This is a genomic window from Rhizobium sp. 01T444, assembly GCF_056398305.1.
Genome location: NZ_JBFTPD010000035.1, coordinates 19,575 through 38,365 on the forward strand (window position 1 = coordinate 19,575; position 18,791 = coordinate 38,365).

Annotated in this window: 17 protein-coding genes; 14 read left to right on the forward strand and 3 right to left on the reverse strand. The window is 60.5% G+C overall.

The genetic code is table 11. From position 1 onward, the window contains the following. The first annotated feature begins 5 nt into the window (after nucleotides 1–5). Nucleotides 6–614 (forward strand): alkylhydroperoxidase domain protein, encoded by a 609-nt coding sequence (locus AC1DTN_RS31705; protein ID WP_477924119.1) that lies wholly within the window; start codon nucleotides 6–8, stop codon nucleotides 612–614. Nucleotides 615–1,002: 388 nt separating this feature from the next. Here the strand turns inward: AC1DTN_RS31705 and AC1DTN_RS31710 are convergent, their stop codons facing one another. After that, entirely contained in the window at nucleotides 1,003–1,788 is a 786-nt protein-coding gene (locus AC1DTN_RS31710) for an SDR family NAD(P)-dependent oxidoreductase (RefSeq protein ID WP_025669357.1), read from the reverse strand. Nucleotides 1,789–1,949: 161 nt separating this feature from the next. On the opposite strand from AC1DTN_RS31710, the gene AC1DTN_RS31715 reads away from it, so the two are divergent. The 5 genes from AC1DTN_RS31715 to AC1DTN_RS31735 all read left to right on the forward strand — a co-directional run bounded on the left by AC1DTN_RS31715 (nucleotide 1,950) and on the right by AC1DTN_RS31735 (nucleotide 7,315). Beyond that, the gene (locus tag AC1DTN_RS31715) at nucleotides 1,950–2,750 is read left to right on the forward strand and encodes a BtpA/SgcQ family protein (protein ID WP_442206559.1); all 801 of its coding nucleotides are present in this window, start codon (nucleotides 1,950–1,952) and stop codon (nucleotides 2,748–2,750) included. Nucleotides 2,751–2,764: 14 nt separating this feature from the next. Continuing rightward, complete coding sequence (locus AC1DTN_RS31720; protein WP_113320782.1) at nucleotides 2,765–4,273, forward strand: FGGY-family carbohydrate kinase; 1,509 nt, start codon at nucleotides 2,765–2,767, stop codon at nucleotides 4,271–4,273. Further along, a complete protein-coding gene (locus AC1DTN_RS31725) occupies nucleotides 4,270–4,953 on the forward strand; it encodes an HAD family hydrolase (RefSeq protein WP_477924121.1) in 684 nt (227 codons plus the stop codon). The genes AC1DTN_RS31720 and AC1DTN_RS31725 overlap by 4 nt, the downstream gene beginning before the upstream one ends. A gap of 163 nt (nucleotides 4,954–5,116) precedes the next feature. Then, nucleotides 5,117–5,950 (forward strand): DeoR/GlpR family DNA-binding transcription regulator, encoded by an 834-nt coding sequence (locus tag AC1DTN_RS31730; protein ID WP_113320784.1) that lies wholly within the window; start codon nucleotides 5,117–5,119, stop codon nucleotides 5,948–5,950. Nucleotides 5,951–6,220: 270 nt separating this feature from the next. Then, nucleotides 6,221–7,315, forward strand: a complete 1,095-nt coding sequence (locus AC1DTN_RS31735; protein ID WP_477924122.1) for a questin oxidase family protein — start codon at nucleotides 6,221–6,223, stop codon at nucleotides 7,313–7,315. A gap of 51 nt (nucleotides 7,316–7,366) precedes the next feature. On the opposite strand, the gene AC1DTN_RS31740 is transcribed toward AC1DTN_RS31735, so the two are convergent. Beyond that, the gene (locus AC1DTN_RS31740) at nucleotides 7,367–8,842 is read right to left on the reverse strand and encodes an FAD-dependent oxidoreductase (protein WP_477924124.1); all 1,476 of its coding nucleotides are present in this window, start codon (nucleotides 8,840–8,842) and stop codon (nucleotides 7,367–7,369) included. A gap of 374 nt (nucleotides 8,843–9,216) precedes the next feature. Here AC1DTN_RS31740 and AC1DTN_RS31745 point away from each other — a divergent pair, with 374 nt between their 5' ends. The 7 genes from AC1DTN_RS31745 to atzF all read left to right on the forward strand — a co-directional run bounded on the left by AC1DTN_RS31745 (nucleotide 9,217) and on the right by atzF (nucleotide 16,679). Beyond that, entirely contained in the window at nucleotides 9,217–10,512 is a 1,296-nt protein-coding gene (locus AC1DTN_RS31745) for an ABC transporter substrate-binding protein (protein ID WP_477924125.1), read from the forward strand. A gap of 133 nt (nucleotides 10,513–10,645) precedes the next feature. Continuing rightward, nucleotides 10,646–11,545 (forward strand): carbohydrate ABC transporter permease, encoded by a 900-nt coding sequence (locus tag AC1DTN_RS31750; protein WP_439018334.1) that lies wholly within the window; start codon nucleotides 10,646–10,648, stop codon nucleotides 11,543–11,545. A 4-nt stretch (nucleotides 11,546–11,549) separates the two neighbouring features. Beyond that, complete coding sequence (locus AC1DTN_RS31755; protein ID WP_007814701.1) at nucleotides 11,550–12,371, forward strand: carbohydrate ABC transporter permease; 822 nt, start codon at nucleotides 11,550–11,552, stop codon at nucleotides 12,369–12,371. 11 nt (nucleotides 12,372–12,382) lie between these two features. After that, nucleotides 12,383–13,531 carry an ABC transporter ATP-binding protein gene (locus AC1DTN_RS31760; RefSeq protein ID WP_477924127.1) on the forward strand — a complete coding sequence of 383 codons (1,149 nt, stop codon included), beginning with the start codon at nucleotides 12,383–12,385 and terminating at the stop codon, nucleotides 13,529–13,531. Then, nucleotides 13,528–14,214 carry a cysteine hydrolase family protein gene (locus AC1DTN_RS31765; protein ID WP_477924128.1) on the forward strand — a complete coding sequence of 229 codons (687 nt, stop codon included), beginning with the start codon at nucleotides 13,528–13,530 and terminating at the stop codon, nucleotides 14,212–14,214. Before AC1DTN_RS31760 ends, AC1DTN_RS31765 begins: the two co-directional genes overlap by 4 nt. Further along, a complete protein-coding gene (locus AC1DTN_RS31770; RefSeq protein WP_442206564.1) occupies nucleotides 14,207–14,848 on the forward strand; it encodes a cysteine hydrolase family protein in 642 nt (213 codons plus the stop codon). Before AC1DTN_RS31765 ends, AC1DTN_RS31770 begins: the two co-directional genes overlap by 8 nt. 4 nt (nucleotides 14,849–14,852) lie before the next feature. Beyond that, entirely contained in the window at nucleotides 14,853–16,679 is a 1,827-nt protein-coding gene (gene atzF / locus AC1DTN_RS31775) for an allophanate hydrolase (RefSeq protein ID WP_477924129.1), read from the forward strand. A 267-nt stretch (nucleotides 16,680–16,946) separates the two neighbouring features. On the opposite strand, the gene AC1DTN_RS31780 is transcribed toward atzF, so the two are convergent. After that, on the reverse strand, nucleotides 16,947–17,795 hold the full coding sequence (locus tag AC1DTN_RS31780; RefSeq protein WP_477924131.1) for an N-acyl homoserine lactonase family protein: 849 nt from the start codon (nucleotides 17,793–17,795) through the stop codon (nucleotides 16,947–16,949). A gap of 135 nt (nucleotides 17,796–17,930) precedes the next feature. Between AC1DTN_RS31780 and AC1DTN_RS31785 the strand changes: the two genes are divergently transcribed. After that, entirely contained in the window at nucleotides 17,931–18,791 is an 861-nt protein-coding gene (locus AC1DTN_RS31785) for a helix-turn-helix domain-containing protein (RefSeq protein ID WP_477924132.1), read from the forward strand.

The following is an 18,791-nucleotide window of genomic DNA, read 5'->3' on the forward strand; positions in this document are numbered from 1 at the left end:
TTGATATGACTGAATCGGTTATTCGTCCGAACGTCGAAAATTCTCCCAACGTCTTCACGCAAGATGAAATCGGCTGGACGCCTTGGCTTGAACCTCTCTTCGAGTCCGATCTTACAGACCGGCATTGGGCAGGTCTTGTGGATGCTGCGCGGTCCAAGTCTCCATACTTCATGCTGCTCGTCCGAGATCCGGACACGCTGGAGGCGCGCACGAAGACGGACAAGGACATATTTTATAATACGACATCCGGCCTGCCTCGTGCGGAAAGGGAACTTGCCGCAACGGCCGCCTCGCGTACGAATGGCTGCATCTTCTGTGCATCCGTTCACTCGCGGTTTGCCTCCTATCACTCCAAGCGGACCGAAGACGTGGAACGGCTTCTGAAGGAAGGCACAGAAGTGGATCTCGGCAGCCGTCGCTGGAACGCGGTGGTCGCGGCATCGGTCGCGATCACTGCAACGCCCACGAAGTTCGACGTCGAGGATATTGTGGGTCTTCGGGAGGAGGGGCTGTCGGACCTGGAGATTGCCGACGTTATTCACGGGGCAGCCTTCTTCAATTGGGCGAACCGACTGATGCTCTCGCTCGGTGAGCCGACGCCCGCGGGCCGCTAACGTCCATCTCGAAGGTTGAGGCGGGACCCGAAAAGTCCCGCCCGCTTCGCACCTGTCTGATCTGACAGGTTCGGCTGGGCGTAAGCAGCGCCAGTGACGGTTGGCGAAGGCTTCCCGACGATAAGCGTCCGCCGGCGATCGCCAACAAAAGAATTTTATTCCGGCATTGCCTTGAAAACGCAACGGTCGCCTTTTGTCTATTAAGCCGACAATTTTTTACCGCCTCGACCGCTGCAAGCCGGACCTATTTTTGCGTCAGCCAGGCCTTCACCTTGCGGCTGAAGGCATCCGATAGCCTACCCCAGCTGCACAAACTCTGAAACCGGAGTACCCCGTTTGGCGGCATCTCCTTGCGCTTGTGCTCAGGTCCGCTTGCCGTCCCGGCCCATCACGTCATATAGACGCCACCGGTAACGTTGATGCCCTGGCCGGTCATGAAGCGGGCGCTGTCAGAGCATAGGAAGACAACGACGTCGGCGACGTCCTCAGGTGTTTCGATGCGACCGAGCGGTGTTTGCCCGACATATTCGTTGAAAACCTGCTCCGGCGTGATGCTTCGCAAGGTGGCTTCCCACTCGATCTCGCGGCTCTGCATGCCGGTCTTGACGAAGCCAGGGCAAACAGCATTCACCCGGATCCCCTGGGGAGCAAGCTCGCGCGCCAGCGCCTGCGTCCAGCCGAGCACCGCAAACTTGCTCGCGGAATAGTGCGCGAGAAGCGGGGCGCCGACCTTGGCGGCCAGCGATGCAGTGTTGACGATGCAGCCGCGGCCCTGTTCCGAGAAATGACGCCCGGCGATCTGGTTGGTCAGGAATATGCCGCGAGTGTTCACATCGAAGTTGAAATCCCATTCCTCGTCGGTCAGTTCCAGCGCCTTCTGCATGGTCGAAACCCCGGCATTGGCGATCAGGATATCAATGCTGCCCAGTTTCTCCAGCGCGGTCGAAAAAGCCGCCTGCACCGACGCGCGCTTGCGCACATCGACCTCGAGGGCAATCGCGCCGTTTCCGATTTCCTGCGCCGCCTTTTCAGCAGATCGCACATCGATATCCGCAATGGCGATCGTTACGCCCTGCCGTGCGAGCGCCTTTGCGATGGCAAGACCGATGCCGGTACCGCCTCCGGTAAGGAAGGCACGGCGCTCGCGTAGTTCTGGGAAACTCGGATGAGTCATGACTGCTCCTTATTATGCTGCACCACGATAAGAAACAAAATCGAACTTATCAAATGTTTTTTTTGTTTGCTTGCGTTCGTTTCTCTGTCTATGCTTTCGACATCTCACACCGGACGGGTCGTTTCGCCCGGAAATGTCTGACGCCGCTAAAGGATCTGGAAATGGTTTTTGACTGCTTTGGAGCCCGCAAGAAAGTCGTGATCTCCATGGCCCATATAGGGGCGCTGCCGGGTTCTCCGCTCTATGATGCCGATGGCGGCGTCCAGAAACTGATCGATGGTGTAATGTCGGATGTGGAGAAGCTCCAGGCCGGCGGCGTGGACGCCATCATGTTCGGCAATGAAAACGACCGCCCGTATGTGTTCAAGGGCTCGCCGGAAGGCATCGCGGCCATGACGGCTATCGTGCAGGCGATCAAGCCGTCGCTGAAAGTACCGTTCGGCGTCAACTACCTGTGGGATCCGCTGGCCAGCGTCGCTATCGGGGCCGTCACCGGCGCAAGCTTCGTACGCGAGATCTTCACGGGCCTGTTCGCCTCGGACATGGGACTGTGGCAGCCGGATTGCGCCGGCGCCGCGCGCCTGCGCGCCACTCTCGGCCGCAAGGACATGAAGATGCTGTTCAACATCAACGCGGAATTTGCCCATTCTCTCGACCAGCGCCCGATCGCTCTTCGCGCCCGGAGCGCCGTATTCTCCTCGCTTGCCGATGCGATTCTCGTTTCGGGCCCGATTACCGGCCAGCCGGCCAATCAGTCGGACTTGCGCGATGTCTGCGACGTCATAAAGGACGTCCCGGTCTTCGCCAATACCGGCGTCAACATCGACAACGTCCGGGATATTCTCGGCATGGCGCAGGGTGTCGTCATCGGCACCCATTTCAAGGTCGACGGCAACACCTGGAATGCGGTTGACGCAAGTCGCGTCAAACGCTTCATGGACGTAGTCGAAACATTGCGCTGAGACGGAACCGCTTTATGACCGTTGTTCTTGGCCTGGATATCGGGACGACCTCGACCATCGGCATCCTGGTCGGGCTACCCGACCGCATATTGGCGACCGCTACCCGACCGGTCACGCTTTCCTCCCCCCACGCCGGATGGGCCGAGGAGGACCCGGCCGAATGGTGGGCCAATGTGCGCGCCATCGTGACCGAACTCCTGAACGCGAGCGGCATCGAAGCGTCCGAGGTCAAGGCCGTCGGCGTCACCGGCATGTTGCCGGCGGTGGTGCTGCTTGACGGCGAGGGTAACGTGCTGCGTCCGAGCATCCAGCAGAGCGATGGCCGCTGCGGGGCGGAGGTTGCCGAACTTCGGCAGGAATGGAACGAGCCCGATTTTCTGAAGCGAGCCGGCAATGGCATCAACCAACAACTCGTCACGGCCAAGCTGCGCTGGATCGAGCGGCATGAGCCGGACGTCTTCTCCTGCATTGCCACTGTGTTTGGCTCCTACGACTACATCAACTATCGCCTGACAGGCAGCCGGGCCATGGAGCAGAACTGGGCGCTCGAAGCAGGTTTCGTGGATATTTCGACGGGCCTTGTCGACGAGGACCTGATCCGCCTTGCCCATGTCAGGCCAAACGTCCTTCCGCCCAAGCGGGCTTCGCACGAGATCATGGGCTTGATCGATGCCCGCGGCGCGAGCGAGACTGGCCTGGCGGCCGGCACGCCAGTCGTCGGCGGCGCGGCGGACATGATCGCCTCGGCGCTCGGGGCAGGTGTCATTGATGCGGGCGACGTGCTCCTGAAATTCGGCGGAGCGGTCGACATTCTCACAGCAACCGATCTCGTCAAGCCCGATCCGCGCCTGTTTCTGGACTACCATCTCGTGCCGGGCCTGTTCATGCCGAATGGCTGCATGTCGACTGGCGGTTCGGCCCTCAACTGGTTCGTCGAGACATTTGCCGGAGGCGAGCGGGAAGCGGCGCGGGCCGCGGGGCGAAGCCTTCATCAGCATCTTGATGTCCTGGCTTCTGCCAAACCTGCAGGCGCGGACGGGCTGACCATTCTGCCATATCTGCTCGGGGAGAAGACCCCAATACATGATCCCGCAGCGCGCGGCGTCATTGAGGGGCTCACGCTTTCGCACGATATCGGCCATCTCTGGCGAGCCCTCCTGGAGGCCTATGCCTATGCGATTCGCCACCATATCGAGGTTCTGGTCGATATGGGCCACCATCTCAGGCGCTTCCTCGTGTCTGATGGCGGATCGCAGAGTACCGTCTGGATGCAGATCGTTGCGGATGTGCTGAATGCGCCGGTACAGCGCCTGTCCGGTCATCCTGGCTCCTGTATCGGGGCGGCATGGACGGCAGCGATCGGCGTCGGCCTTGAAAACGACTGGCGGGGCGTGACCCGCTTCGTCACCTTCTCCGAAGTCCTGCAGCCGCAGGCCGAGAACGTTGCTTCATACCGGGAGGGTTACCTCCGCTACCGTGACCTCTACGAACGGCTCGCGCCGCGCTGGAGAGCCGGCTCGTGAGTGATGCTGGCTTTCTGGCCGTTGCGTGGGATATCGACGGAACGCTGGTCGACAGCGAGCCGTTGCACCATCGCGCACTTGTGGCGGCATCGCGGGGTTTCGGCGTCGACCTGTCCGATCTTCCGGATATGGCGTTTCGCGGCGTCCACATGGGCGACGTCTGGGAGCTGTTGCGCTCCCGCCTGCCGCAAGGGCTCGCAGAACAGGAATGGCTGGACGCGATCAATCGGTACTATATTGAAAACCGGCACAGCCTGCAGGCCGTGCCAGGAGCGGTCGAAACCATCCGGATGCTCGCCGATATCGGCATTCCGCAAGTATGCGTTTCCAATTCCTGCAGGCCCGTCGTCGACGCCAATCTCGATGCCATGGGCATTTCCTCCTGCATCCGTTTTTCGATCAGCCTCGATGATGTAGCGGAAGGCAAACCCTCGCCCATGCCGTATCGCAACGCGGCAGAACGCCTGAGGGTTTCGCCTGCATCGATCGTGGCTGTCGAAGACAGTCTCACCGGTCTCGTCTCCGCCAGGGCCGCAGGTCTCTATTCTGTGCTTTTCACTATGCAGGACGGCGGTCTCGAGGAAGAGGACACGGACCGACGACCGGATCTGACGATCGACGCGCTGGCCGGCGTCGCAGCGCTCTTTTCGACAGGCAATGCAACCAGTCATACGCGTTAGGCAAAATGTGCAGCCTGTACTTCCGCACAGAGGTGATCATAATCGCCTGTGCATGGCGTGTTTGATTCGAACAAGCTTTGTTTGAAACGCTTTCCCTTTCGGCTAAGCTAGCTTTTATCTTCGTCGCAACGGACATTGGCGACAAACGAAAGACAAGAGGCAGATGGCGAGGGAACAGTCGGCGTTGAAAACGAATGAACGGCCCAAATTCCTGGCGCAGGTCAGGCAGGCCGCAATTGTCGAAGCGATCGGCCGCTTCGGCTCAGTGACCGTAAGCGACCTGGCCCAGCAGCTCTCGGTGTCGGAAATGACCGTCCGCCGCGATCTCGTAGAACTCGAAAAGGACGGCAAGCTTATTCGCACCCATGGCGGCGCGGTGAAGCCAGATCGTGCGCCGGCGATGCCGGTCAGCGAAAGTGCCGACAGCGAAGAGCCAGCCTTCGAAACTCGCCTTGTTCGAAACGAGAACCTGAAGAAGCGGATTGCTTCTGCCGCCGTCGATCTTGCCGCGGGAGCTCGCAGCATCGCGCTCGACGTTGGAACGACCACCTATTTCGTATCGGAAACCCTGACGGTACGTCCGCATACGAAGATCTTCACCAACAGCATTCGCAGCGCCGCACATCTGGCCGGAAGGGGAGCGGAGATCTATCTCGCCGGCGGTCGAATCCGCGGCGAGGAAATGTCCACGAGCGGTTCTTCCGCCGTCAGTCAGTTCGAATCCCTGTGGTTCGACGTGGCCTTCGTCGGTGTTTCCGGCCTGACGCCAGAAGGGATCTTCGACTATTCGTTCGAAGAAACGGACATGAAGCGTATCTATCTTTCACGAGCGTCCCGGCGTGTGGTGTTGTGCGATTCAACCAAATTCAACAACATGTCTCTGGTGTATGTGGCCGCGTTGACGGAGTTCAATACGCTTATCTGTGACGAAATGCCGACGGGCGATCTCTACAAGGCGCTGACCAACGCAAACGTGGAAATTATCGTCGCCAATTGACCGGGCCAGTTCCGCATATCCACGACGCAGTACCTCTAAATTCGGATCACGATTGCTTGCTGAGAACGTGCTTGTCCTTTGAAGACGTAAATGCGCATTGCATGTATTGATCGTGCGAAGGATAATCCGCTGGAAATTCCCCCRGAGCAGGGGAGGGAAGGTTGCTATTTGTTGTTTTTTGTTAGAGATTGTTCTTTATTCGTGAATTGAGCCCTATGGCTCATTTCCGATGGGCAGAAGTCTCCGGACAGAAAAACGGTGCGCGCGATCATGTTCACTTCCTTGAAAGCCATTTATCCCGATCCGTCGGCCGGGGAGCGGCTGCCCTCGTTGATCGCCGATATCGGCCGTCACAGCGGCGAGTTTCCGGTCCTGCTTGCCAACCATCTTCCCATGGTGCTCGAAGCCATGGGACGGCTCGGCGCTTCACCCGCGCGGCTGGAGGAATATGCGGAGCATTACACGCGCATTCATGCCGTTCCCTTTCCGGCGGCGCCGGTCAGGCAGCTCGATGCCTCGAACTGGGAAACGGTGCTGGGGCAGCGCGAGCATGAGGGCGACCTGCGGCGCTTCTTCCAGGGGGTCGTTGCCGAGATAGGCGGGCACGCAGCCATCCGGCGCTACCTGCCACGCCTCTTTCCCGGCGTTGCCGCTTCCGCCACCCATGGATTGATGAGGCTCGCCTATGCGGTGCTTCGCAGCGACGATACCGAAATCGCCGTCGCGCTCGGTTACTGGGCGGCCACCTACCTGTCTTACGACGCCATTCCGGCCGATCGCCGGCGCGACGTCATCGATCCGGTCGCTCTTTTGCTCGACATGCATGCCGATCCGCGGCTTCGCAATATCGACGCGCCGACCTATCTGCTCTGGAAATGGATCGAGGCCATGGACAAGGTTCCGGCGTTTCGGGAGCGGCTCGGGCGTTTGGCGCCGTCGCCGGATCTGCTGGGCCGGATGCGTCCCGCATCCCTTGCGCTCTTTGCGTCGACAATGAGTTTCGAGGCCCTGCATGCCGTCACCGGCTGCCATTGGCTGCGGCTCGTCAGTCCCCATCTGGATGAGCCGCAACGCCTCGCCATGCATTTCTGGGAAGTCGTCATGGCGCTCTATACCAAGATTGACATGCCGGCGTTGCCCTCGCCGGAGGTTCTCGACCAATGGCGGACTGTGCCGGTGCCGCCGGATGAGATCATTGCCGCCGCTGCCGTCGCCTCAAATGACGAACACGACCATTCGCTGGTGTTTTCGGCATTCGAGGAGTTTCGCGATACCGGCGATCCGCTCTACAAGGTCGTCGCCGCGCGCCGCATGGGGCTGATCGATTTCGACGCGAATGCCCTTCAGGGACAAGTCACGGGCTGAACGTCGGGCGCATTCTTCGCGCGCCCTGAGGACAGATGACGGGCCGGCGCCTCAGGCAGCGCCGCCATCGAAGCAATATTCGGGCTGGAAATGGATCTTGTCGTAGCCGTCGAGCGATTGATAGAAATGCTCGATATCGGCCTTGAAGAGGCCGCGGCAAATGCCGGCAACGAGTTTCGGCACGCCAGATTTCAGTCCGGTGATGCCGTTGCATACAGGCCCGAGGCTCGGGACCGCCGCATTGTTGAAGACATGGATGTTGGCGAGCATCGGCAAAGAGCCCGGCGTCTTCTCCAGGAATTCGAAAGCCGGGCCCAGATAGGGGTAGGCCAGGAGATCGCGGTCATCCTCCCCCTCGTTCGGGATGAAGCGGTCCTCCCATGTCGCAACCGAACCGATCAGGTTGGAAAGCTCCGGCCGGCATGAAAGATCGACGCGATAGCCCGTGCCGAGCAGGAGGTGATCGAACCGAAAATCGCCGGCCGCGGTTTCTATGCAAATCTTCTCGCCCTCCATGGCGACCGACCGCACATGGGCGCCCGTCACCAGCCGGCACGCCTCATGTGCCATGGCGCGGTTGAACATCTCGTTGGTCGGCGGTGTCTTGAAGGCAAACATCCGCCGGGTAAATCTGTAGCGGCTGTGATCATCGAGATCGGCGAAATGGTTGAGAAAGCCGGGGAAATTCGACCAATCAAGCAGTTCCGTGCGAGGCAGGACAGTCGAGCGCGCCAGAACCGTCACGGATTCAGCGCCAGCCTCGAGAGCCGCGACCGCCCAGTCGAAGCTGGATGCGGCCGCACCGAGCACGCCGATCCGTTTGCCGACAAAGAAGCCGGCATCGATCTCATCACCGCTATGGGTCCAGTGCTGACGTGGAAGGTTTTCGCGGATTGCGCCCGGCACGTTCAGGCTGCCGGCCCCTTCGAGGCCGGTGGCCAGCACGACCTTGCGGCAGGAAAGCTCTCCTAGCACCCCTTCTCGTTCCACAAGGAGGCGCAGATGCCCTTCATCGGGCTCGATCCGGATCAGTTTTGTATCGTTGTAAACATTCAGTGCAAGGACCGATCTGAACCAGCCGAGATATGCCATCCAGTCGATCCGATCGATCTTGTCCAGCGTCTCCCAATGTTGCGGCCCATATGTGGCCTCGTGCCAGGCCCGATAGGTCAATGACGGAATTCCGAGATCCGGCCCGGTGAGGGTCTTGGGTGAACGCAATGTGCGCATGCGCGCCGTGGTGATCCAGGGTCCTTCGCGGCCCTCCGGTGCAGCATCAATGAGGAGTATGCGCTGGACGCCCTGCCGCTTCAGCCCAAAGGCAACCGACAGGCCAGAGAGACCTGCTCCCACGATGACGACATCTGATATCGCCTCGCCGGATGTGCGGCGTCGTTCCGGCACCCACTCGCGCAGGCCCACTTCTATCGTTGTGAGGTCGCGCGCAACCTGCGCTTCAAGTGCGGCAACGGCCGCGGCACCAAATGCGGGGCGGTGTGGGGCTGAAACATCCATCGATGGCTGCATGGCGACATTTCTCCGGGAAACGACACCAAGGTATCGAGAGGGGGAAAGTTGTAAAGTGTTTGATTGTGTTGTTTTCATTTTTTTCGCACACGCACTCTTCTTCGCAACACAAACGGCGGCTCCCTTCTGAGAACGAAACGGGGAAATATAGAGTGGAAAAATATCTTAGCAAAAACAATAGGATGAAAAATTAGACGCTACTGCCTTAAAATAAATCAGATCGCGGCTACGCATTGGTCATCCTGCAAAAGGATTAATCACAGAGATAGACTTCGGTATGTTTTTTGTGATGGATGTGAATTTTTGTTTGACTTGAGTGCGGTCATAGCTAACCTGCCTTCATCCGGTTCAAAAACAGAAGGGGTTGGCGATCCATGATGAAACTATCCTCACCATGCATGACCATTAAAGCAGGCAGGCTGGCGGTATCGGTGCTCGCGCTCATGGCTTCTGCTGCCTATGCCGAGGCGAAGTCGCTCGATGGCGTAACGCTGACGATTGCCTCCATGAACGACGGCTTCGCGAACGTCCTTCAGGCGCTCGCCCCCGCCTTCAAGGAGGAGACGGGCGCGGACGTCAAGGTCGAGATCATGGACTATGGCACGCTGCTGACCAAGACGACCGCCGACTTCATTGGCGACACCAAGGGCTACGACCTCGTCACCATGGACATCGTTTGGGCCGGCGCCTATGCGGAGAACAAGTATACGGTTGACCTGACCGACAGGGTAAAGCGCGACGCGGCGGAACTCGATCTCGACGATATCTATCCGGTGATCCTTGAATCCCTCGGGCAATATGACGGCAAATATGTTGCCTATCCGCTTGCGGCCTATGCCAACGTTCTGGCTTATCGCAAGGACTTGTTGGAAGCCGCCGGTCTGAAGCCGCCGGCGAACATGGAAGAACTTGTTCAGGACGCCCTGAAACTCAACGACCCGTCCAAGAAGCAGTATGGCTTTGTCGCCAATGGCCAGAAGGGGCCTGCGGTCGCACAGGACTGGATGCAGTATAACAATCAGCTTGGCGGCTCCATTCTCAACAAGGATGGCCAGCCGGCGCTGAACTCCGAAGCCAATATCAAGAGCCTCGAGGTTTACAAGCAGCTCTTCACGGAGGCTGCACCTCCCGGCGCAATCGAATATGACTGGGGCGGTCGCGAAGAAAGTTTCCGTCAGGGGCTTGCAGCCTTCATGCAGACATGGTCCGTCGGTGCGACGTCCTATTCCGATCCGAAGGTCTCCAACGTGGTCGGCAAGGTTGGTATTTCGGTCGCTCCGGTCGCAACGGGCATGACGCCGCAATACGGCGTCGGCGGGTGGGGCCTGTCGATCAATGCCGACATCGACGCCTCCAAGCAGGACGCTGCCTGGACCTTTGTCAAGTGGATCAGCAGCAAGAAGGTCCACAAGGAGTTCAACATGCTCGGGGCAGGTGGCTTCATCCGCAAGAGCGAGCTCGACGACCCCGATCTCAACGCGAAATTCGACTTCCTGCCGGTTCTGAAGGAAACTTATGAGCACGGCAATGGCGAATTCCGCCCGCGCATTCCCCAGTATCCGGAAATCCAGGATCTGCTTGGCACTGCCGTGAACTCGGCGCTCTCTGGCTCGGTTACGCCGAAGGATGCGCTGGACAAAGCCCAGGCGGCAGCCGAAAAACTGTTCTGACAGACTTTGACGCCCGCCAGCCGAGGAAAGGGTGGCGGGCCGACCTTCAATGCAACCTGAGTAAAGTTGCGAGCCATATGACAGGCGCTGGCTGTTCCCCCGACCTGCCGAATTTAGAGTGGAGCGTTGACCTGTGCGTTACAGCTTCTCAGACCGCCGCAGGTTTTTCCTATCTCTCATGGCAGCGCCGGCCGTCATATATGTCGCAGCTGTAGGGTTGTGGCCCCTTGGACAGGGCATCTGGTACAGCTTCTATAAATACCATCTTCTGCGCCCGGCCCGCACCCAGTTCGTTGGCCTCCAGAACTACTTCGACATCTTCTCGGATCCGTCGGCCCGCAAGGCCATTCTCAATACCTTTCAGTTCACGATCTTCAGCGTCGGGTTGCAGCTGGTTTTCGGCTTCTGCCTTGCGCTGCTGCTGTGGCGCGACAGTCGCTTCAATCGCATCGTCCTTGCCTTCCTGCTCATTCCCGCCACGATCACCCCGCTGGTGGTCGGCCTGATCTTCAAGGCGCTGCTCGGTGCGGACTACGGCATGATCGGCTACTTCCTGTCAGAGGCCGGGATCGGGCCGCGCAGCGGCCTTCTGACGGACGGCAGCACGGCGCTCTGGGTGCTGATCCTTATCGATTGCTGGGAATGGACGCCCCTGATGGCGCTGATCCTGCTCGCAGGATTGAAAGCGCTGCCGGCAGACGTGCTGGAGGCGGGGCTGGTCGATGGCGCAACGGCCTGGCAGCGCTTTCGGATGCTTATCCTGCCTTTGATGCTGCCATCGGTCTTCCTGGCGCTCACGCTGAGAAGCATGGACGCCTTCCGCGTGTTCGATTCCGTCTTCGTCACGACCGGGGGTGGACCCGACGACGCTACGAACACGTTGATGATGCTCGGCGTCAAGGAAGGGCTGCAATTCTTCAATGTCGGCTATGCGTCGGCGGTCGGCAACGTCACACTGCTGTTTATAGCGCTGATGGCGACCGCGCTGATGCTGGTGGTGCGCCGCGCCGATGTACGGATCAATGGGAAGTAATGCGATGGCCATGGTTTCCAAACGACGCGTCTTTCTCGAGCGGACCACCATTCTCACCATTACCGTGCTCTTCCTGCTGCCGGTATGCTGGCTGATTTCCACGGCTTACAAGCCCTCGAACCAGATCTTCTCCGTGCCGCCGCGGTTGTTCTTCGAGCCAACGCTCGACCAGTTCCGCAAGGCCTTTGCGGCTTTCGACGTGTTCTCGCTGGTGCGCTCGTCGCTTGTCATCAGCGTCGGTACGACGCTTCTGTCGCTGCTGCTCGGCACTCCCGCGGGCTATGCACTGGCAAGGTCGAAGTCCAGGTATGCCGCGGGCTTTGCCTATTTCTTCCTGGCGATCCGCATGATCCCGGCAATCGCCGCCCTGATCCCCTTCTATCTGCTCATGCGGGACATCGGCCTGCTCGGAAGCTGGTGGGCGGTCATCGTTTTCAACACCATGCTCAACTGTGCCTTCGTGACCTGGATGATGTTCTCCTACTTCAAGTCGCTGCCTCCCGATATGGAAGAGGCGGCATTGACCGATGGCTGCACGCAGATGGGTGCCTTCCTCAAGGTCGCTGTGCCGACCACCCGTTCAGGCATGATCGCCTGCGCCTTGTTCTGCATGATGTTTTCCTGGAACGACTTCCTTCATCCCATGTTCCTCACGACACTCGATTCCAAGCCGATATCGGTCGCGTTGCTGACCGCCTACGGTACCAAGGACATCACCTGGGGCACGCTCGGCGCGCTCGCCCACTTCTCAACAATTCCGATTGTCCTGATGGCGCTGTTCATGAATCGCTACTTCGTTCAGGGCGCAACGAACGGCGTACAGTAGGACCCAGATCCATGGCCCAGATTTCGTTTCAGAACGTGTCCAAGACCTATGCGGGCGGCAAGTCCGCAGCACTGACGGACTTTAACCTCTCGATCAACGACGGTGAATTCATGGTGCTTGTCGGTCCGTCGGGCTGTGGCAAGACCACGGCGCTGCGCATGATCGCGGGCCTTGAGGAGATCACCGGCGGCACGCTCAGGATCAACGATACCGTCGCCAATGATCTTGCCCCGCGCGAGCGCAATATCGCCATGGTGTTCCAGTCCTACGCGCTCTATCCGCATCTGACCGTCGGCGAAAATATCGCGTTCGGACTGAAGGTTCGCGGCGCCAAGGCCGAGGAGGTGGCGGAGAAGGTTCGCGAAACGGCTGCGCTGCTCGAACTGACGGAATTCCTCGACCGGAAGCCGGCGCGCCTTTCCGGTGGCCAGCGCCAGCGCGTCGCCATGGGACGGGCGCTGGTTCGCTCGCCCAACGCCTTCCTCATGGACGAACCGCTTTCGAACCTCGATGCTCGACTGCGTGGCCAGATGCGGACAGAGATTTCGAGGCTGCAGCGCATGCGGGCGGTCACCACGGTCTACGTGACGCACGACCAGGTGGAGGCGATGACGATGGGTCATCGCGTCGCCGTGATGAACAAGGGAACACTGCAGCAGCTCGATGCCCCTCGCAAGCTCTACGACAATCCGGTGAATATGTTCGTCGCGAGCTTCATAGGCTCGCCGCCGATCAATTTCATGGAGGCGACCCTCGTTGGTCGCGACGGCGCACCGGCCTTGCAGATCGGTCCCTTCCTGCTCCCGCTTCCGGCCTCGGCGGACCGGCTGGCCCGACGCATTGGCGGCAAGGTTGTCGCCGGCATCCGCCCCGAAGCCTTCAAAGTGACCACGGGCTCGACGGGACCGGGAACCCTCTCCGCCAGGGTCCTGTTCGTCGAGGATCTGGGAGCCGACCTGCTGCTGCATCTCGATTCCGGCGAGATCGCCATGGGCCATGCCGACATGATCGAGGACGAGCGCGATGTGATGAAGTCGTCGCCGAAGCTGAAGGCCATGATCGACGGCAGCCATCGCATCAGCCGCGACGAGAGCGTGTCCTTCGCCATCGATCCGGCGTCCATCCTCGTTTTTGACGCGCAAACGGGAGTAACCTTGTGACGAGTCCGGCAACCGGCGGCTTCTGGCCGCTCGGCGGTCCCGTCTCAAGGGCGGAGATCGCGCTCATCATCATCGACATGCAGGTGGATTTCTGCGCCCCCGGCGGCTGGGTCGACCAACTCGGCGAGGATGTCTCCAACACCCGCTCCGTCATCGCGCCGATCCGCGATGTCCTTAAAGCTGCCCGGGCGGCGGAGATCACCGTTATTCACACCCGAGAGGGACACCGACCCGATCTTTTGGACCTGCATGCCAACAAGCAATGGCGCACCCGCGTCCATGGGCTCGGTATCGGCGATCAGGGCAAGACCGGCCGTATCCTGGTGCATGGCGAGCCGGGCTGGCAGATCATTCCCGAACTAAGTCCCGTCGAGGGAGAACTGGTGATCGACAAGCCGGGCAAGTCGTCATTCCACCGCACCGAACTGGCGGACGAACTGAAAAAGCGCGGCATCTCTCGCCTTGTCGTCACCGGTGTCACCTCGGATTGTTGCGTGCAATCCACCCTGCGAGACGGTTTCGAATACGGCATCGAGTGCGTGCTTCTCGAAGACTGCACGGCGGCGGTCGAAACACCCAATCACGAGGCGACCCTCGAAATCCTTGGGGCATTCGGCGGGCGCTGGGGCGGCGTCTCCGACCGGGCTGCGTTCAAAGCCATGCTGGAGATGCTCGATGGCTGAGCGCGACATGAAAAACTTCGGCGCCATTGCCGCCAATCCCTATTCCTGGCCCTTTGACGGGGTCTGGTCGGCGATCGACACCGCGCTTCTGCTCCTCGGCTTCCAGAACGGCAACATTGCCGCGCTGTCGGCCGGGCCGGAGCTCGAAGCCGCCATGGAACTGCTCGAAGGGGCCAAGAAAGCCGGCCTTACCGTCGTTGCCGCCCGCCGTGGAGCAGACCCGTCCGAAAGCGCGATAGCGGCTCGCCGTCGTCTCCTCGGCGACCATGTTCCCGCTAGACATTCTGCCGAATGGGCGCTGAGCGACAGGCTGGAGCTGCCCGATAACGCAATCCTCGTCGATCATGGTGGCGACAACGCATTCTTCCGCACGGGGCTCGAGGATGAGCTGCGCCAGCGCGGCGTGCGCAACCTGCTCGTGACCGGCCTTCCGACCGAAGGTATCGTTCACGCCACACAGCGCGCGGCCAACGACATGGGTTTCGAGTGCCTGACGGTGGCGGATGCCTGCAAGGGCACCTCGCCCCTGCGCCACAGCGCGCAATTGCGTATCACAACTTTCGGCAACGGCCTTTTCGGCACGGTTGCCGCCACCGCCGACGTCCTGGCGGCACTAACGACAATTCAGGAGTAGCATCATGTCAGAATTCACCTGGTCCGACGCCACAGGCAGCCTCGATCTCACCACGCTCGGCAAGGCTTATGCTACCGGTGGCCTGACGCCGACCCGCGTCGTCAACGCCATCTACGACCGCATAGAAGCACGCGGCGACGACCACGTCTGGACCTATCTCGTGTCGCGCGCGAACGCGCTCAAGGCCGCAGCCGAGCTGGAGGCCGCCGGCCATGATGGACGACCGCTCTGGGGAATCCCCTTCTCGGTGAAGGACTGCAACGATATCGTCGGCCTGCCGACGACGAACGCGCTCAAGGAAGCCGCCTATGTTGCCCGCTCCTCCGGCCAGGCGCTCGACCGCCTTTTCGAGGCCGGCGCGCTTCTCATCGGCAAGACCAATATGGACCAGTTCGGCATCGGTCTGGTGGGCATGCGCACACCCTATGGCGCCTGCTCCTCCGTCTTCGACGAGCGTTACATTTCCGGGGGGTCGAGCTCGGGCTCGGGCGTTTCCGTGGCCGCCGGTCTTTCGAGTTTTTCCATCGCCAACGATGCCGCCGGCTCGGGACGCGTACCGGCAGGCTTCAACAACATCGTGGGCGTCAAGCCGACGCCCGGTCTGGTCAGCAATGCCTGTGTTTCCGGCGGCGGCTGCGTAAAGACCATCGAAACGCTCTCCGTATTCTCGCTGACGGTCGAGGACGGCATGAGCGTGCTGAAGCTGATGGCGGGCTATGACCCGTCCTATCCCTTCTCGAAGCCGGAAGCCGACGAGGTGCAGCTCACTCCCGTCGCGCCGCCGCCGCACTTCCGTTTCGGCGTGCCGGCTGGCGATGCGCTTCGTTTCTTCGGTGACGCCGAAGCCGAGCGCCTGTTCGGCGAAGCTGTCGAACGGCTGATCGCCTTGGGCGGCGAGAAGGTCGAGGTGGATTTCACGCCCTTCGAGGAAACGCAACGCATTCTCTATGACGGCCCCTGGATTTCCGAACGCGCGCTCAGCCTCGACAGCGTGCTGGAGAAGTATCGGGATGCAATCCATCCGGTAACGCGGCAGATCCTCTCGAAATCCGGCAACTTCAGCGCCATCGACACCTTCGCGGCAATCCATCGCATCGCCGAACTCAAGCGCGACACGCGCGCCGTATGGAAGGACATCGCCGTTCTGCTGGTGCCCACGACACCGACGATCTACACAAAGGAGGAGATCGCCGCGAACCCGATCGAGCTGAACAGCAAGCTCGGCATCTATACGAACTTCGTCAATCTCATGGGGCTTTGCGGTATTGCCGTTCCCAACGGCTTCCGCAAGGACGGCCTGCCGCTCGGCGTCACGTTCCTGGCGCCGGGTTTCGAGGAGGCGCGCGCAGCCGGCATAGCCGCCGCCTTCCACAAGGCAACGGGCCTCAAGCTGGCCAAGTTCGACAACCCGTATCCGGAAGTCGTCGAACAGCCTCTGCCGAAAGGCTATCGGGAGATCGCCGTGGTTGGTGCCCATCTTTCCGGCATGCCGCTCAACCACGAACTTGTCGAACGCGGCGGCTTTTTCCGCCGGTCCACCGCCACCAGCAGCGACTACAGGCTCTACGCGCTGACTGGAACTGTTCCGGCCAAACCAGGCCTGATCCGCGCTGAAAGCGGCGCGCCGGTCGTCGTCGAAATTTGGGCGCTGCCGGTTGCTGGTTTCGGCGATTTCATCGGTCGCATTCCCGCGCCGCTCGGCGTCGGCAAGCTGACGCTCGACGACGGTTCGCAGGTGACCGGCTTTCTCTGTGAAAGTGCGGCCGTCGCCGGCCAGCCGGATATCACTGGTTATGGCGGCTGGCGTGCCTATTGCGCGCAAAGCGCCTGAAAACGATCCAGTGGCCTGTTCGCCGGGTCCATGGTGATGCGAACGTCGGATCCATCGCACATTGAGCTTCGATGAAGCGCATGAAAAAGGGCGAAAGGAGCGTTAGTGCCGAGCACCTCGAGCCCGAAAGGACCGCTGGAGGTGAAGGAGGGATGGCCGGCCTCCGGTTGCCAAGGGAACGATGTTGGCGAGCCCGACCGTGTTGCTGCCACCGGCATGTCAACGCCGGTGGCATTTGTGATTATGTGCCGATGGCGATCGCGTCGCTTATCTTGCGCTTTCGGGGAAGGCCGGCAGGCGAGAAATATGAGTGGGATCGTGTTGGATGACGAGCGTTGCGTTCAGCCCGGCTGCCACCGCTTCGAGGCGTTCCATCGATGCGAGCGTGTCGGCACGGTTTTCATTGAAACCCGGCACGCCGTGGGTGGCCAGATTATCCTCGAAATGCACGACATCGCCGGACAACAGGACCGGCCCCATCTTTGCAAGCTTTACCAGGAGGGCGGCTTCCCCTTTCGTATGACCAGGCATCGACAGCATCATCACGGAACCGTCGCCGAAGACGTCACGGTCACCCGTCACGAGGTCGAGTTTCGCCTTGCCATCGAGCCAGGGTTTGACGAGATCTGGTACGACCGCGAAGGGCGGAGGATTGTCGTGAAAAGTCTGCCAATCGGCGGCGCCGATCATAAGCGTGGCTTTCGAAAAGGTCGCAGCCTGCCCGAGATGGTCGAAATGGTTGTGGCTGATGCCGACGGTTGCGATTTGCTCCGGTTTGATGCCGATCTGTTTCAACTGAGTCGGGATGTCGGTTTTGAGCGAGACGCCGATCGGCGCATTCTGATCGGGTGCCTTGCCGACGATGCCGGCGGGAAGCCCGGTGTCCCAAAGAAGGTAGTCGCCGCCGTGGCGGATAACGTAGCAGCTATCCGTCAGCTCGCCCTTCTTGCCGGCAAAAGCGAAGGTGTCGGAAAACATCGATAAATCCTTGACGATGACGTCGCCGCAGTCGAGACGCCAGAGGTCAAGGTCTGGAGCAGCGCGTGTCGGCGTGGAAGCGAAGGACAGCGATGCGACCGTTGCCCCGATGGCAAGCGCAAATTTGAAGGTCTTCATGAAGGTCTCCTTGTCTTGAAGATCCTTCTTGTGCCGCCCTTGGCCACTCGGCATGCGCCAGATTTGTGATCACTTGGGCCCGAAACGCTCACCGGCGGTATTTTTTCTTGCCGCGCCTTCTCATAGATTGTGCTTATGAACATGATGATCCGCGACCGACGTTCCGAGCTTTCCCAACGCCTGCTCGATCGACTCCGCCCCATGGTGGCGGGAAAGCTCGATGTTGGGATGCATCCCTATGGCGGGCAGCTTTTCGCCTATTGCTGCTTCGACCGCGAACGGGTGGCAGCTCTTCGACTTGATTGTCCGATGATCTGCGTCGTGCTCTATGGCCAAAAGGACGTGTGGCTTGGCGATCGCACCCGGTCCTTTTCGGCCGGCTCGCTCTTCGTCTTGCCCGGTGGCGTGCCGATGGACGTGGTCAACATTCCAGACGATAAAACCGGCGTCTACGCAGCGTTGCGGCTCGATGTGCCGTTCCTGCCGGAGGGCATTCCACCGCTCTCCGTTGCGGAGCGCGCCCATAATGCAGTCGATCTCGACGCCGTGCCGCTGAGCATCGATCTCGTCGAGACGATTTGCCACGCAGCATCCACGATCGCCGATGTCAGCGTCGGCGAAACAATCAAACGGCTGAGGCTGACAGAGGTACTGGCGCTATTGCGGCCACTTGCCGAGGCGCGACCGCTCTTCAGACAAAGCCTGTCCGACGACATCGCCTGGCTGATCGCAACGGCCCCTTCGGAGGCTTGGAACGTTTCTGATGTCGCAGGAAAACTCGGAATTGGAGCGTCCACGCTACGACGTCGATTGGCCGCGGACGGCACGTCCTTCCGCGCAATCTTGCGGCGCGAGCGACTAAAGGCCGCGCAACATGCAATCACATCTGGCGCTACGGCAATCGCCGCCGCCGAGGCTGCGGGCTACGTGTCGCGCTCACACTTCTCCCGCCGGTTTCGCGAGAGTTTTGGGACCAGCCCAACAGGGCGAGCATAG